Origin of the sequence: Variovorax sp. PAMC26660, from assembly GCF_014302995.1 — a bacterium.
GTDB lineage: Bacteria > Pseudomonadota > Gammaproteobacteria > Burkholderiales > Burkholderiaceae_C > Variovorax.
On sequence record NZ_CP060295.1, the window covers coordinates 2607863 to 2622540 of the forward strand.

Here is a 14678-nt window from a genome sequence, read left to right on the forward strand (position 1 = left end):
AATCATCGAAAAGTAAAATGGAGGTGTCCGCTAGCCCCTGAATGACGGGAGGCCGCCTTCAGCCACCCGTCTCGGCGACAATCGTTTGCACCAATGAGCCCCAACCCGCTTTCCACCCCCGCCGGTCCCTCCGCTCCCGTCACCATCCGCGACGTCGCCCGTGCCGCCGGCGTGCATGTGTCGACCGTCTCGCGGGCGCTCAGCCCCGGGAAGCGGTCATTGATCAGCGAAGAAGTGCTGCGCGTGGTCGAAGAAGCGGCGCAGCGACTGGGCTACCGGCCCAACCGCGCGGCCTCGGCTCTGCGCACCGGGCGCACCCACACCATCGGCGTGCTGGTGCCCGACATCACGAACGCGGTGTTCCCGCCGATCCTGCAAGGCATCGAGGCCAGCGCGGCGGCGCGTGGCTACTTCGTCTTCGTGACCAACGTGGTCGACCATGCGCTCGCGCGCCCGGTGCTCGAACGCATGCTGGCGCAGCGCGTCGACGGCGTGATCCTCGCCACCGCCACGCGCGACGATCCGCTGGTCGACTTCGTCACCCAAGCCGGCATGACCACCGTGCTGGTCAACCGCGCCGACGAAACCGGCCGCCTGCCCGCCGTGGTGAGCGACGACCGGCTCGCGATGAAGCTCGCGGTCGATCACCTCGTGGGGCTGGGCCACAAGCGCATCGCGCACCTGGCGGGGCCGCAGAACATTCCGACCGGCGTAGGCCGCCGCCTGGGCGTGGAGCAGGCGCTGCGCGACCACCGCATGAAGCCTTTCCGAGTCGTCGAGTGCGCGAGCTACAGCCGCGAAGCCGGTGCCGTTGCCATGCAGCAGATGCTCGAAGCGGGGCCGGCGCCGCAGGCGGTGGTGTGCTGCAACGACCTCGTGGCGCTCGGCGCCTACGACGCGCTGCGCGCGGCGGGCCTGCGTGTGCCGAAGGACATCTCGGTGACGGGCCACAACGACATGCCGCTGGTCGACATGGTCGATCCGCCGCTCACCACCATCCGCCTGCCGCACCGCGAGCTGGGTTGGCGCGCGGCAGAGATGCTGTTCGAGGAGATCGACGGGCGCTCGATGTCCGCATCGACCGTGGTGCTGCGGCCAGAGCTGGTGGTGCGCAAGTCGACCGGTGCGCCGGCTGCAGCGCGCTGACCGGCGGCAGCCCCTACCACCAGGCCGCGATGTCGTCGCTCAGGCCCGCAAGAAGAAGCGCCACGGCGACCAGCGCGACGAGCATCTTCGTGCGCAGCGAGAGCCCTTCCTTGGGCGCGAAGGCTTCGGCGCCGCCGCTGAAATGCACGCCGCAGTGAGGACAGCGCAGCGCATGGCCGTAGACCGGTTCCTTGCAACGGATACAGGGCACTTCGCCGGGCCCCGGCTCTGTTGCGGGTGAGTTAGCGTCGCGCGCTGCCTGCTCCGAAGCGCGCCGCTGCTGCTGACGGGCCCGGCGTTCGCGGTGAGCGGCCAGGTCGATGGGATCGTTGGGGTTGTTGTTGGGCATGCGGCTGAAAATCAGGTCTGGCGTGCGCGTGGTGCGGTCTTTTTACGCGCTGGCGGTCGGCGCGGCGGCTTGGCTTCGAGCACCAGTTCGGCCGGCAGCGTGTCGTTCCACGATTCGGTGAAGTAGGCGCGATCGCTCGGCACCAAACCGGGCAATGCGTCGCGCAACAAATCCAATGACTGCTCTGCCGCCTTCAGCTCGCCCGCATGCGCCGCATACCAGGCGTGCTCGAACAGCAGGCTGCAATGCTGAAGGCCCGGATAGCGGCGACGCCCCGCCTGATGGTCGGCCAGCCGCGCCTGCGCCACATCGACCCAGCGCGCGGGCCAGTGCGCGGCATCGAAGGCATCGGCCAGCGGGCCGGCGAGCTTGGAGATCGCGCCCGGGTCCAGCGGCTTCTGCACGCGGAACTGCGCGAGCGTCGGCTGCGATTCGGGCCGGCAGTGGCCGCGCGCGATGCGCATCAGGTAGATCGCGTTCCAGGCCGAGCGGCCCTGTCCGTCGGTGTGGCCGCACAGCCATTCGCTGAAGGCGATCCACTGCACCGCGCGGCGCGTGGTGTCGGCATTGCCGTCGTGCGCGAGCGTGGGCAGGTCACTCAGCCCGACGCGATCGAACAGCCATGCGGCCATGCCCATGTTGGCGGCCACGTGCTGCGCTGCATCGAAGGAGTGCGACTCGAAAGCCGCCGCCAGCGCTTCGCCGAAACGGCGCAGCGACTCTTCGGCGAGCGTGGCGGCCATCGGCTTGTCGTCGGCGGACAGCCCCAGCGCGCGCGAGCGGCACACCAGCGCCCACAGGTTGCACCACTCGAAGCGCACGTCGGGGTGATGCCGCAGCACGAGCCCGCGCGCGGCATCTTCGGCCATGCCGCTCAGCAGCGATTGCGCCAGCGGCAGGTCGCGCGCCGTGTAGGCGCACCAGGCCGAGACGATGCATTCCATCGCACCCAGGTAATCGTTGCCCGCCACATGGTGCGCAAGGCGTTGCTTCTTGAGCGCCTGCAGGCGGCGCCGCGCCTGCTCGTTGTCGCCGAGGCGGCGCCACAGCATCGCCTCGTTGAGCGTGACCAGCGCGCGCTGGAAGTCGGTGGCGGCCAGCGTGCCGGCCAGGCGGATCGACTCCAGCGCACTCGCCGGCTGGCCACTCGCGTCGCCGCCTGCTACGGGCGCCATGAGCCGGCCTTGCCGCGCCGCCTGCTGCGAGGCGACCAATTGCTTCCAGAAGGCGGCGTCCTGCAGGTGCACCGCGTCGGGCGGCGGCGAGCCGGGCGAAGCCGCACGGGCCTTGCGGGAACGCAGCCCGAGAAAGGATGCAACCTCGGCCGCCGTGGCCGCACGGCCACCGACCAGCATGCGCACGCGTTTTGCCTCGGCGGCCGGCAGCCAGAAGGGGCCCTGGCTGCGCCGCTCGGCGTTCAGGAAGCGCGGTTCGCGCTGTGTGTCCTCGCCCCAGCCGACCTCGATGTCCCAGGTCTTGAAGTCGCGGAACGCGCGGCTCACGACCATGCGCAGGGTGCTCGCGTCGGAGACTTCGCCGCGCAGGTCGGCCAGCCGCACGAGGCCGCCTTCGGCGTCGTGCGCATGCTGCATGCGCACCAGCAGCCAGAGCGACTGGAACGCCGCGCGCCGGCCGTTGACCGATTGCGGCGATGTGAGTTCGATGGAAAGAAGGGCGGGGGCTGCGGATTTGGGCACGCCCCGGATTGAACCTCAAATTTGGCGCGCTGCCTGAAGGAGTGCGCCGGATTTCGTCAACGGTGGCGGTCCAGCAGCTCCTGCACTTCGCTGCGCCCGATGCCCAGATCGCGCAGCTCGTGGTCGCTCATGCCGGCCAGGTATCCGGAGTCCGACCGACGGCGCCGGCGCTCCACCATGCGACGGCGCCAGCGGCGCAGGGCGTGCATCAGGCGTTGAGGGAAAGGCGAGTGCGTCGGCGCGGTCACGATGGGCTCCTGGTTGGGGAGCGCTCATCTTCCGGCGCTGCATGCTATTGTGGAAGTTGAGATTTCTGAACCCTTCAATCAGCATTCCTGATGCGACAACTCAACCTCGACCAGCTGCGCACGCTCATCGCCATTGCCGACCTGGGCACTTTCTCGGCGGCAGCGAAGGCGCTGCACCTCGCGCAGCCTACGGTGAGCCCGCACATCAGCGAACTCGAATCGCGCCTGGGCGCACCGTTGGTGGTGCGCGGCAACCGCCGCGTCACGCCCACCGCGGCCGGCGCAGCATTGGTAGAGCGCGGGCGCAAGCTGCTGCGCGATACCGACGAGGCGGTCGATGCCGTCAAGCGCCAGGCCGAAGGCCGCACCGGCCGCGTGCGGCTGGGTACTTCGACGGGTGTGGTGGTCGACCTGCTGCCGCAGGTGCTCGAAGCGCTGGGCGTGGTGCATGCGGGCATCGACGTCGAGGTCAGCATCCTCGGCTCCAACGATGCGATGGCGCGGCTGGCGGCCGGCACGCTGGACATCGGGCTGGTCGCGATGCCGCAGCCGCCGCAGCGCGACCTGGTCGTCACGCCGTGGCGCGACCAGGCCATGATGGCTTTCGTGCCGCAGCGCTGGAAGGCGCCGAAGCGCGTCACGCCGGCGTGGCTGGCGGCGCAGCCGCTGATCTTCAACGATGCGACCACCCACATGTACCGGCTGTCGATGGAGTGGTTCGCCGCGGCCGGTTTCGCTCCGCGCGCCCGCATCGAGCTGAACTACGACGCCGCCATCCAGAGTCTGGTGGCCGCCGGCTACGGCGCCGCGCTGCTGCCGCTACAGAAGGCGGCCGACGCGGCGCTCAACGAACGCGTGCAGGTGCTGCCGATCACGCCGAAGCTCACACGCCGTCTGGGTATTGCGCACCGCCAGCGCGCCACGCTCGACGGCGCCACGCAGAGTGTGCTGAAGGTGCTGACGACTTTTCGCCAGCTCTGATGCCGGTCCGGAGTCTTCAGCCCTGGCCGGGCTTGCGCACGCCCAGCGAGAGGATCTCGCTGGCGTTGACGATGGCTGCGGCAATCTCTTCCATGGTGGTGCGCTTGCTCATGGCCTGTTCGCGGATCAGGTCGTAAGCCTGTCCTTCGGACACGTTGTGCGTCTTCATCAGCACGGCCTTGGCTTCGGCGAGTTGCCGCACGCCGAGCAGCTTGGCCTCGATCTTGCGCAGGCGCCGCGCGAGCGAGCGACTTTCCTTGTGCGCCTCGCGCGCGACCACCAGCGCTGAGAGCAACCCGAACGAGCGCACCGGCGAGGGCAGAACGGCCTTGGCGCCAATCTCCAGCACGGCCTCGACGATGGTCGGGTTCTCGTAGGTCACCACGGCGATGATTGCGGGCGCATCCTCGCTCTGGGTCCACTCGAAGCGCAGGTTGATGAAGTCGGGCTGCACCGCCATGAAGGCGACATCGATGCCTTCGGGCAGCACCTGCACTGGTGGCCAGAAGGCTTGCACCTGGCAGCCGATGCGTTGCAGCTGCTGCGTGAGTTGGCGGCCGTCCGCGTCGTCGGGGTGGATCACGGCGATCTTCAGCAGCCGCAGTTCTTTCAACTGCGGCGGTGTCACCCTGAGGGTGTGCCTTTTGGGCGCTGTGCCGTCCACGTTCAAGCCTCCCACGGGGCCGCAATGCGGGGACATTCGGGGCGAGTGCGAATGACACCAGGTGCTCCCCTCCGCGAATGTCCCCCGCTTCGCTCCTCCTTTATTTCGCTGCGGGGAGCACCTGGCGTCATTCGCACAGGGCACGCTGCTGGTGTATCGCTGATCAACAACCACTCTGTCCAACGCTCACGTCGATACGGGGCTCTTTTTCGCGAAATAAAGGAGGAGCGAAGCGGGGGACATTCGCGAAAAAGAGCACCGTGTCGGCGTGAGTGTCGCCCTGAACAGCAGCGCCCTGAACGACGCACTCCAAACACAACGCGAAGAACGGAAGAACAAGGTTTCATCCTAGGCTTCCAGCGTGTCGAGCTTGGCCGTCCAGTCGCCCAGCGAATGGGTGACAAGGTAAGGGTCGGGGTACACCGCGCGCGTGGCCTGCCGCACGATGGTGAACTGCCCGTGTGCGTCCACCCGTCCGATGCGTGGGTAGAGACAGGTGTGATGGTTCGCCGGATCGATCTTCACGCGGCCCTGCGGCGCATCGAACTCGCTGCCCAGGATGTGCGGCAATATCTCCGCGATGCCATCGCTGCCCGACTGCCGGTAGGCATTGGCGAAGATGTGCATCTGGAAGTACGACGCCTCCCAGCACAGGTTGGGCACACAGCCGTCGCCGAAACGCTCGCGCAACCGCGTCAGGCAACGCCGGTTGGCGGGCGAGTCGATCGACTGGAAATACGGCGCCGCCGTGAAGTGCCCTGTCGCCACGCCATGGCCCATCTGCGAAATCTCCGCCTCCGAGGTCGTGAGGCTCGCGATCGGCATCGCCTTCGGGTCGAAGCCGGCCTCGGCGTACGCGCGGTACAGGCTCGCGGTGGAATCGCCCACCACGGTCGAGAAGATGAAGTCCGGCCGCTTGTCGCGGATGTCGTCCATGATTGCGCGGTAGTCCTTCTCGGTGGCGTCCAGCGCCACATAGCGCTCGCCCAGCTTCTCGCTGCCGGGGCGCTGCATCACCAGCTCGCCCATGATGCGGTTCGACTCGTAGGGGTAGATGTAGTCGGAGCCGATCAGGTACACGCGCGCGCCGAAGTTGGTGGTCATGAACTCCGCCAGTTGTACGCTGTTCTGGTTGGGCGCGGCGCCGGTGTAGATCACGTTGCCCGAGTACTCGAAGCCCTCGTAGAGCGTGGGATAGAACAGCAGCTTGTTCCACTTCTCGATCACCGGAATCACCGCCTTGCGGCTGCTCGACATGTAGCAGCCGAAGATCACGTTGACGCGGTCCTGCACGATCAGCTTTTCGGCCAACTGGGCGTAGCGCGCGGGGTTCGATTGCGGGTCGTGGCGCACGGCCACGATCTCGCGGCCGTCGACGCCGCCGGCCTCGTTGATTTCCTCGATGGCGAGCAGCGCGCCTTGCAACTGCGACAACCCGATGGTCGAGGTGACGCCGGTTTCCGAGTAAAGGATGCCGACGCGAATGGGGTCCTTGTCAGCCACTGGGGTGTCTCCTGGATGTGTGAAGCATCATTCTCCTCAGTTTGCGGCGGCCAGTCGTGCGCTCATGCGCGCCAGCCGCACCGGCAGGCTGCGCGCGTCGTCGGCGATGCAATAGTTGCGCCAGCCGAAGATGCGGCGCACGTACGCATCGGCCGCACCGTCGACCGCGATGCAGGCGGTGCGCACGCCGGCCTCGCGCGCTTCGGCCACGGCCATGCGGGCGTCTTCGATCAGGTATTGCGGGTCGTGCACGTCGATGTCGGAGGGCGCGCCATCGGTCACCAGCAATATCGCGCGTTGCCCGACCGGCTCCGTGTGCAGGTGCGCGGCGGCATGGCGCAGCGCGGCGCCCATGCGCGTGGAATAGCGCCCGCGCACCGCGCCGATCATGGCGCGCGAGGGGGCTTCGAGCGGTTTGCCGAATTCGAGCAAACGGTAGTAATAAACCTCGTCGCGTGTGTTGGATGAAAAACCATGGATCGCCAGCCGGTCGGCGCCTTGTCGCGCATTCGATGCCGCGGCCAGCAGCAGCGCGGCCTGCTTCTCGATGTCGAGCAGCGAGCGCGACTGGCCCTGCCCCGCGTCGTTCACCGATTCCGACAGGTCGAGCAGCACCAGCACGCTGGTCGCGCGCGGCGCCTTGCCGGGGCGCATGAACAGGCGCGGATCGGGCCGCAGCCGCAGGCGACGATCGACCAGCACCTCGATGGCGGCGTTCAGGTCGACGTCGTCGCCTTCCCACTGTCGGCGCAGGCGATGGGTGCGGTCGAGATGGCGCGCGCGGGGCAGGGTGAGCGGGGTCAGGCGCTCGTTGTTGGTGGCAGGCTGTTCGCGCATCGACGACAGGCCCTGCCACGCCGGCAGCTTCTCGATCACCGTGCACCAGTCGGGCCGCAGGCGCTCCTGCTTGCGGTCCCATTCGGGGTAGCTGTAGCGGCCCAGTTCCAGTTCGGCACCGCCTTCGGGTGGTGGGCCGGCGTTGTCGCCGGTGGCATTGGAAGGTGGGGGCGGTCGCGCGCCTGACTGCTGCAATGCGACGGCGTCGTCCGGCGGCGTTTCGGTCTCGCCGAAGTCCCACAGATAACTGTTGTCGTCGCGCCAGGGCGCCGGCACCGCGTAGTGCTGCGGATCGAAGCGCACGCGCATCTGGCCGAGATCGTTGGCCAGGATCGATGCGATGGCGCGGAAGGCGTCGTAGTCTTCCAGCCCTGCGGAGGCCACGGTCTTGTCGAACAGGCGGCGTGCCTTGTTGACCCAGTGGTTGTCGTCCTGCCACGCGGGCAGCATCAGCAGGCGGTCCATGCGCGCGATGAGCGCGGCAAAGCTCAGGTCCGATGCATCGGGCACCGGCGCGAGCGCTTCGACGAACCAGCCATGCACGCCGGGGAAATCTCGGCGCAGCAGATGTTCGACGCGCGCATCCTCGATGGCCGACACCACCGCGATACCCATGGGCTTGAGCGTGCGCGTCGGCCGCGCGGGCACGGAGTGCCGCAGATGCGCCACCGCATGCGCGACCATTGCACGGCGCAGGCGGGCATCGCTGCCTTCGGGCAACAGCAGTTGCTTCGGCGTGAGCACGGCCCGCGCAGGCGATGCAGCGCTCAGCGGCTGCACCTCCACATCGACACCGGCCAGCCCGCGCGCAAGCAGGCCCAGCGCCTCGAACGTGAGCGCGTGCCCGTCGCTCATCCGAACTGCGCGGCCACGAAGCCCTGCAGCGCGCTCGCCATGTCGGGGTCATCGGTGAGCGCACGGGTCATCGTCATGTCGCAACTGTCGCGCGGCGACACGCCGTCGCGGATCAGCACGCCGGCGTAGATCAGCATGCGCGTCGACACGCCTTCGTCGAGCCCGCGGTGCTTCAGCTCGCGCGAGCAGCGCGCAATCGCCACCAGCTTCGCGGCCAGATCGAGCCCGACGCCGGCCTCGTGCGCGACGATCTCCGCTTCGAGTCCGCTGTCGGGGTAGTCGAATTCCAGGGCCGCGAAGCGCTGCCGCGTCGACGGCTTCATGTCCTTCGCGCTGCTCTGGTAGCCGGGGTTGTACGACACCACGAGCTGGAAGTCGGGGTGCGCGCGCACCAGTTCGCCCTTCTTGTCGAGCGGCAGGATGCGGCGCGCATCCGTCAGCGGGTGGATCACCACCGTCGTGTCCTGCCGCGCCTCCACCACCTCGTCGAGGTAGCAGATGCCGCCGTGGCGCACGGCCAGCGTCAGCGGCCCGTCGTGCCAGGCCGTGCCGTTCGCATCGAGCAGGTAGCGCCCGACGAGGTCCGACGCCGTCATGTCCTCGTTGCACGCCAGCGTGACCAGCGGCCGCCCGAGCGACCACGCCATGTGCTCCACGAAACGGGTCTTGCCGCAGCCGGTCGGGCCCTTGAGGATCAACGGCATGCGGTGGCGGTAGGCCTGCTGGTAGAGCGCCACTTCATTGCCGGCGGGCCGGTAGAAGGGCTCGGTCTCGATGCGGTAGCTGGCAAGCGGATCTGGGACGGCGGCGTTCATGGCGTGGCGAGCAGTTCCTTGAGGGCGGTGTCGATGAAGCGGGTGTCGACCGGGCTGCTGCCGCCGCCGGCAAAGTGCCCCCACACGCCCGGGATCGGACGGCACTCGGCGTTCGGCATGTGAGACACCTCCCATTCGTTGTCGGCCACGGGAAAGTACAGGTCGCGCTCGGCGGGCATCACGATCGCGCGCGCCTTGATGGCGCCCAGCGCCTTCTTGAAGTCGCCGCTGAACACCGGGTTGTCGCTGATGTCGCCGTTCTGCCAGGACCACAGCATCGCGAGCAGGTTGTTCGCGTCCTTCTGCAGGAAGAAGCCTTCCCAGTAGCCGACCAGAAAGTCTTCGAGCGAGCTGAAGCCCAGCTCGCGCCACAGTTCCTGCATGTAGAAGGGCTGCGACAGGCCCCAGCCCGCGTACACGCGGCCCACCGCACGCAGTCCCTTGCTCGGTGGCGTGGTGTACCAGCCGCTGTTCCACGCCGCATCGGCCGTGAGCGCCGCCTTCACGCCTTCGAGAAACACGAAGTTGTGCGGCGCCGTTTTCGCCGAGCCGCAGAAGGGCGCGATGCGCTGCACCATGTCCGGGTACAGGCAGCCCCACTGGTTGGTCTGTTGCGCGCCCATCGACCAGCCCACCACCAGCGTGATGCGCTCGATGCCGAATTTCTCGGTCACCAGCCGGTGCTGAAGCGTCACGTTGTCGTAGAGCGTGATGTTCGGAAAGCGCGCCAGGTTGTAGGGCTCCGGCGCATTGCTGGGCGACGATGAGAGGCCGTTGCCCAGCATGTTCGGCACGATGATGAAATACTTCTGCGGGTCCAGCGCCATGCCGGGGCCGATCAGCCATTCGTTGTCGTAGTGCTGACCCGAGTACCAGGTCGGGTAGACGATCACGTTGCTCTTGTCAGCGTCGAGCGTGCCGTAGGTCTTGTAGGCCAGCTTCGCATTGCGCAGGGTCGCGCCCCGCTGCAGCACGACGTCGCCGAGGTCGAAGATTTCGCAGTCCATGGGTTGCGCGCTCGCTTGCTCAGCGATGCTTCGCGGGCTCGTTCGGAATGCCCTCGATCGGACACTCGGGCGTGCCGACGGTGGTGCGCGTGAACGACTCCACCCTCTCGCGGGTGCCTTCGGGGTCGTTGATCCACTGCGTGTAGAAGTTGAACGGGCAGGCTGCCACGCCCTTGTCGCCGTCGCCCGAATTGATGGTGCCGGTGTAGCCACGGTGCACCAGCTTGAACAGGTGGTTCTGCGACTGGCCGTTCTTGCGCGCATCGCGGATCAGGCCCATCGACAGCTCGGCATAGTTGATGCCCATCTCTTCCTCGCCGCATTCGCCCAGCGTGCGGCCGTCGAAGCCGATGAGTGCCGAGTGGCCGAAGTACGAATACACGCCGTCGAAGCCCGCCGCGTTGGCCACCGCCACGTAGGTGTTGTTCATGAAGGCCATGGCCTTCGACACCAAAATCTGCTGCTCCTTGGCCGGGTACATGTAGCCCTGGCAGCGGATGATGAGTTCGGCGCCGCGCATCGCGCAGTCGCGCCAGATCTCGGGGTAGTTGCCGTCGTCGCAGATGATCAGGCTCATCTTCATGCCCTTGGGGCCTTCGCTCACATAGGTGCAGTCGCCCGGATACCAGCCCTCGATGGGCACCCACGGCATGATCTTGCGGTACTTCTGGACGATCTCGCCCTTGTTGTTCATGAGGATCAGCGTGTTGTAGGGCGCCTTGTTCGGATGTTCCTCATGGCGCTCGCCGGTCAGCGAGAACACGCCCCACACGTTGGCGCGACGGCAGGCGTCCGCGAAGATCTCGGTCTCTTCGCCGGGCACGGTGGCGGCGGTGTCGTACATCTCCTTGGTGTCGTACATGATCCCGTGCGTGGAGTACTCGGGGAAGACCACCAGGTCCATGCCCGGCAGGCCCCGCTTCATGCCGACCAGCATCTCGCCGATCTTGCGGGCGTTGTCCAGCACCTCGGCCTTGGTGTGCAGGCGGGGCATCTTGTAGTTGACGACCGCGACGCCAACGCAATCGTTGCTGCTCGAAATATCACCATGTCTCATGACGCTGCTCCTGAAGGGTGGTTGAAGGGAAGAGGGGAAAACGACTCACACAGTCAGGAAAGACCTGACCTTGTCCTGGTCGAGCGTGGCGCGCGCTTCGTCGTGCACGAGGCGCCCGCGGTCGATGACGAGAAAGCGGTCGGCCAGGTCGAGCGCGAAGCTCAGCACCTGCTCCGACACCACGATGGCGAAGCCGCGCTCGGCGCGCAGCACGTTCAGCGTCTGCGCGATCTCCTTGATGATCGAAGGCTGGATGCCTTCGGTGGGCTCGTCGAGGATCAGCACCTTCGGCTCGGAGATCAGCGCACGCGCAATCGCCAACATCTGCTGCTGCCCGCCCGAGAGGTTGCCGGCGCGGCGCTGCTTCATGTCCTTGAGCACCGGGAAGAACTGGTAGAGGTAGTCGGGCACCGTGCGGTGGCCCGACTTCGCGGCGCCCGACAGGATGTTCTGCTCCACCGTGAGAAACGGAAACACCATGCGCCCCTGCGGCACGAAGGCCAGCCCGTGTGCCACGCGCTGGTAGCTCGGCAGCTTCGTGATGTCGGCACCGCCCAGGCGGATGCTGCCGCCGCGCGCGGGCAACAGGCCGATGAGCGATTTCAACAGCGTGGTCTTGCCCATGCCGTTGCGGCCCATGATGGCCACCGCTTCGTCGGGCGCGACGCGCAGCGACACATCGCGGATGACCTGCGACTCGCCGTAGGCCACGTTGAGTTCGGAGACTTCGAGCATGTGTTTTCTCCTTCTCTCAATGGCCGAGGTACACATCGATCACGCGCGGGTCGGCCTGCACCTGGGCGGCGGTGCCTTCGCTCAGCACGCGCCCCTGGTGCAGCACCGTCACGCGGTGGGCGATGCGCTTGACGAAGTCCATGTCGTGCTCGATCACCACCACCGACTTGCCCGCCGAGATGCGCCGCAGCAGGTCGCCGGTCTGCTCGCGCTCGCGCGGGCTCATGCCGGCCACGGGTTCGTCGAGCAGCAGCAGCTCGGGCTCCTGCATCAGCAGCATGCCGATCTCCAGCCACTGCTTTTGCCCGTGGCTGAGCTGCCCCGCGCGGTGGCCGATGCGTTCGCTCAGGAAGACCTGCTCGGCCATCGCGTCGATGCGCTCGCGCAGCGCGGGCGTGCGGCGAAAGCTCAGCGACTGCAGCAGGCCGTGCATGCGCGGCAGCGAGATCTCGAAGTTCTCCAGCACCGTCAGGTCTTCGTAGACCGAGGGCGTCTGGAACTTGCGGCCCACGCCGGCCCGCACGATCTCGTATTCGTTCAGGCGGCCCAGGTCCTGGCCGTTGAACAGCACACGGCCCGCGCTCGGCTTCGTCTTGCCGCAGATCATGTCGAGCAGCGTGGTCTTGCCCGCGCCGTTCGGCCCGATGATCACGCGCAGCTCGTTGCGCTCGACGGAGAGGCTCAGGCCATCCACCGCCTTGAAGCCATCGAAGGACACGGTGAGGTCTTCCACGCGCAGGATCTGCTCGTTCGAGTGCGAGAACCCGGTGGCTGCCTGCGGCATGCTGGTGTGGGGCAGGGTCATCGTGGCGTTCATGGCACAGCCTCCGCACCGCGCCGGCGCGCCAGCAGCTTCTGACCCAGGCCCGCCAGGCCGTTGGGCATGGCCCAGACCACGAGGATGAAGACGGCGCCGAGGAAGTACAGCCAGCCTTCGGGAAAGGTCTCCGACAGGTACGACTTGAGAAAGCCGATGAGCAGCGCGCCGATCACCGCGCCCGGAATCGACAACCGCCCGCCGACCGCCGCGTAGATCACCATCTCGACCGAGGCCACCACGCCGATCACGCCCGGTGCGATCAGCCCCACCTGCAGGCTGTAGAACGCGCCGCCGATGGACGACAGCACCGCAGCCACCGCGAACACGAAGGCCTTCATGTGCGCCGTGTTGTAGCCGCTGAAGCGCACGCGGTCTTCGCGGTCGCGGATGGCGATCAGGATCTTGCCGAAGCGGCTGCGCACGATCAGCAGCGACACCGCCATCACCAGCGCGATGGCCAGAACCTCGACGAAGTACATGACGCGCTTGGCATCGTCGCCCGTGATGTCCCAGCCCAGCAGCGTGCGGAAATCGGTGATGCCGTTGGCACCGCCGGTGTCGCCCTGCTGGCCGATCACCACCACGGTGAGCGTGAGCGCCAGCGAGAGCGTGACGATGGCGAAGTACACGCCGCTCACGCGCCGCTTGAAGATCGCGTACGAGAACACATACGCCAGCACCGCCGGAATTGCGAGCACGCCCACGACGGTCCAGCCCAGCGAGTGGAAGGGAATCCACCACGAAGGCAACTGGTCGACGCTGCTCCACACCATGAAGTCCGGCAGCTCGGGCGCGGAGGCTTCGAGCTTGAGGAACATCGCCATCATGTAGCCGCCGAGGCCGAAGAACATGCCCTGGCCCAGGCTCAGCACGCCGCCGTAGCCCCAGGTGAGCACCACGCCGACCGCGACGAATGCGAAGGCCAGGTACTTGCTCACGAGGTTCAGGCGAAACGGGTCGAGCGTGAGCGGCAACACCACGGCCAGCAGCAGCAACACGGCCGCCATGCCGACGAGGTCGCTCTTGCGTTGGGGAGAAAGCTTCATGCCCATGCCGTCAGCTCCTCGACCGCGTTGCGAACAGCCCGTTGGGCCGGAAGTACAGCACCGCGATCACCAGCAGCAGGATCGTGGCCTTGGCCATCGAGCCGCTCATCAGGTATTCGAGCCAGGTCTGCGACTGCGCGATGGCAAAGCCCGAGAGCGCGGTGCCGATCAGGCTCTGCACGCCACCGAACACCACCACGATGAACGAGTCGACGATGTAGAGCTGGCCGGTGCCGGGGTTGGTCGAGCCGATCATCGTGAACACCGCACCCGCGATGCCCGCAAGCCCGGAGCCCAGCGCGAAGGTCATCGCGTCGACGCGGTGGGTGTCGATGCCTACCGCGCCGGCAATCGCGCGGTTCTGCGTCACCGCGCGCACCTTCAGCCCCCACGGCGTTCGATAGAGCAAAAGGTACACGCCCACCGCGACGATGGCCGTCAGCCCCACGATGAAGATGCGCGTGAGCGGCAGCTGGATGCCCGCCGTCGGCTCCCACGCTCCCGCGAGCCACGAGGGCAGCGGCACGCTCACTTCCTGTGCGCCGAAGATGGAGCGGTAGGCCTGCTGCAGCATCAGGCTCAGGCCCCAGGTGGCGAGCAGGGTGTCGAGCGGCCGGTCGTAGAAGAAGCGGATGAAGCCGCGCTCCAGCACATAGCCGAACGCGAAGGTCACGGCAAACGCGAACGGAATCGCGGCGAACAGGTACAGGTCCATCCAGCCCGGCGCGAAATGCTCGAAGAAGCGCGCCGCCAGGTAGGTCATGTAGGCGCCCAGCGCCATCAGCTCGCCGTGCGCCATGTTGATGACGCCCATCAGGCCGAACACGATGGCCAGCCCGATGGCCATCAGCAGCAGGATGGTGAACAGGCTCACGCCGTTGAAGACCTGCATCACCGCGATGTCGAAGTTCATGTCGG

Annotated in this window: 15 protein-coding genes; 2 read left to right on the forward strand and 13 right to left on the reverse strand. The window is 67.2% G+C overall.

Annotation, left to right across the window (positions count from 1 at the left end; genetic code table 11):
• Positions 1-93: 93 nt before the first annotated feature.
• Positions 94-1146: a LacI family DNA-binding transcriptional regulator gene (locus H7F35_RS12630; protein ID WP_187113192.1), complete on the forward strand. Its 1053-nt coding sequence runs from the start codon at positions 94-96 to the stop codon at positions 1144-1146.
• A gap of 13 nt (positions 1147-1159) precedes the next feature.
• On the opposite strand, the gene H7F35_RS12635 is transcribed toward H7F35_RS12630, so the two are convergent.
• Genes H7F35_RS12635 through H7F35_RS12645 form a run of 3 tightly spaced genes read right to left on the reverse strand, consistent with a single transcriptional unit; the run spans position 1160 to position 3440 of the window.
• Positions 1160-1495 (reverse strand): hypothetical protein, encoded by a 336-nt coding sequence (locus tag H7F35_RS12635; protein ID WP_187113193.1) that lies wholly within the window; start codon positions 1493-1495, stop codon positions 1160-1162.
• 11 nt (positions 1496-1506) lie between these two features.
• Positions 1507-3192, reverse strand: coding sequence for a hypothetical protein (locus H7F35_RS12640; protein ID WP_187113194.1), 1686 nt, complete (start codon positions 3190-3192; stop codon positions 1507-1509).
• 56 nt (positions 3193-3248) lie between these two features.
• Positions 3249-3440, reverse strand: a complete 192-nt coding sequence (locus H7F35_RS12645) for a DUF1127 domain-containing protein (RefSeq protein ID WP_187113195.1) — start codon at positions 3438-3440, stop codon at positions 3249-3251.
• Positions 3441-3530: 90 nt separating this feature from the next.
• Here H7F35_RS12645 and H7F35_RS12650 point away from each other — a divergent pair, with 90 nt between their 5' ends.
• The gene (locus H7F35_RS12650; RefSeq protein ID WP_187113196.1) at positions 3531-4421 is read left to right on the forward strand and encodes a LysR family transcriptional regulator; all 891 of its coding nucleotides are present in this window, start codon (positions 3531-3533) and stop codon (positions 4419-4421) included.
• A gap of 16 nt (positions 4422-4437) precedes the next feature.
• Here H7F35_RS12650 and H7F35_RS12655 read toward each other — a convergent pair whose 3' ends face one another.
• The 10 genes from H7F35_RS12655 to urtB all read right to left on the reverse strand — a co-directional run bounded on the left by H7F35_RS12655 (position 4438) and on the right by urtB (position 14673).
• Positions 4438-5121, reverse strand: a complete 684-nt coding sequence (locus tag H7F35_RS12655) for an ANTAR domain-containing response regulator (RefSeq protein ID WP_187113197.1) — start codon at positions 5119-5121, stop codon at positions 4438-4440.
• Between the two features lie 312 nt (positions 5122-5433).
• Positions 5434-6588 (reverse strand): transporter substrate-binding domain-containing protein, encoded by a 1155-nt coding sequence (locus H7F35_RS12660; protein WP_187113198.1) that lies wholly within the window; start codon positions 6586-6588, stop codon positions 5434-5436.
• A 36-nt stretch (positions 6589-6624) separates the two neighbouring features.
• A complete protein-coding gene (locus H7F35_RS12665; RefSeq protein WP_187113199.1) occupies positions 6625-8280 on the reverse strand; it encodes a nitric oxide reductase activation protein NorD in 1656 nt (551 codons plus the stop codon).
• The gene (locus tag H7F35_RS12670) at positions 8277-9095 is read right to left on the reverse strand and encodes a CbbQ/NirQ/NorQ/GpvN family protein (RefSeq protein WP_187113200.1); all 819 of its coding nucleotides are present in this window, start codon (positions 9093-9095) and stop codon (positions 8277-8279) included. The genes H7F35_RS12665 and H7F35_RS12670 overlap by 4 nt, the downstream gene beginning before the upstream one ends.
• Complete coding sequence (locus H7F35_RS12675) at positions 9092-10102, reverse strand: alpha/beta fold hydrolase (RefSeq protein ID WP_187113201.1); 1011 nt, start codon at positions 10100-10102, stop codon at positions 9092-9094. Before H7F35_RS12675 ends, H7F35_RS12670 begins: the two co-directional genes overlap by 4 nt.
• A gap of 19 nt (positions 10103-10121) precedes the next feature.
• On the reverse strand, positions 10122-11159 hold the full coding sequence (locus H7F35_RS12680; RefSeq protein WP_187113202.1) for an aliphatic amidase: 1038 nt from the start codon (positions 11157-11159) through the stop codon (positions 10122-10124).
• 45 nt (positions 11160-11204) lie between these two features.
• Positions 11205-11894 carry an urea ABC transporter ATP-binding subunit UrtE gene (urtE, locus tag H7F35_RS12685; protein ID WP_187113203.1) on the reverse strand — a complete coding sequence of 230 codons (690 nt, stop codon included), beginning with the start codon at positions 11892-11894 and terminating at the stop codon, positions 11205-11207.
• A 16-nt stretch (positions 11895-11910) separates the two neighbouring features.
• Positions 11911-12678, reverse strand: coding sequence for an urea ABC transporter ATP-binding protein UrtD (gene urtD, locus H7F35_RS12690; protein WP_187114255.1), 768 nt, complete (start codon positions 12676-12678; stop codon positions 11911-11913).
• A 29-nt stretch (positions 12679-12707) separates the two neighbouring features.
• The gene (gene urtC / locus H7F35_RS12695; RefSeq protein WP_187113204.1) at positions 12708-13760 is read right to left on the reverse strand and encodes an urea ABC transporter permease subunit UrtC; all 1053 of its coding nucleotides are present in this window, start codon (positions 13758-13760) and stop codon (positions 12708-12710) included.
• Between the two features lie 10 nt (positions 13761-13770).
• A complete protein-coding gene (urtB, locus tag H7F35_RS12700; protein WP_187113205.1) occupies positions 13771-14673 on the reverse strand; it encodes an urea ABC transporter permease subunit UrtB in 903 nt (300 codons plus the stop codon).
• Positions 14674-14678: the final 5 nt, after the last annotated feature.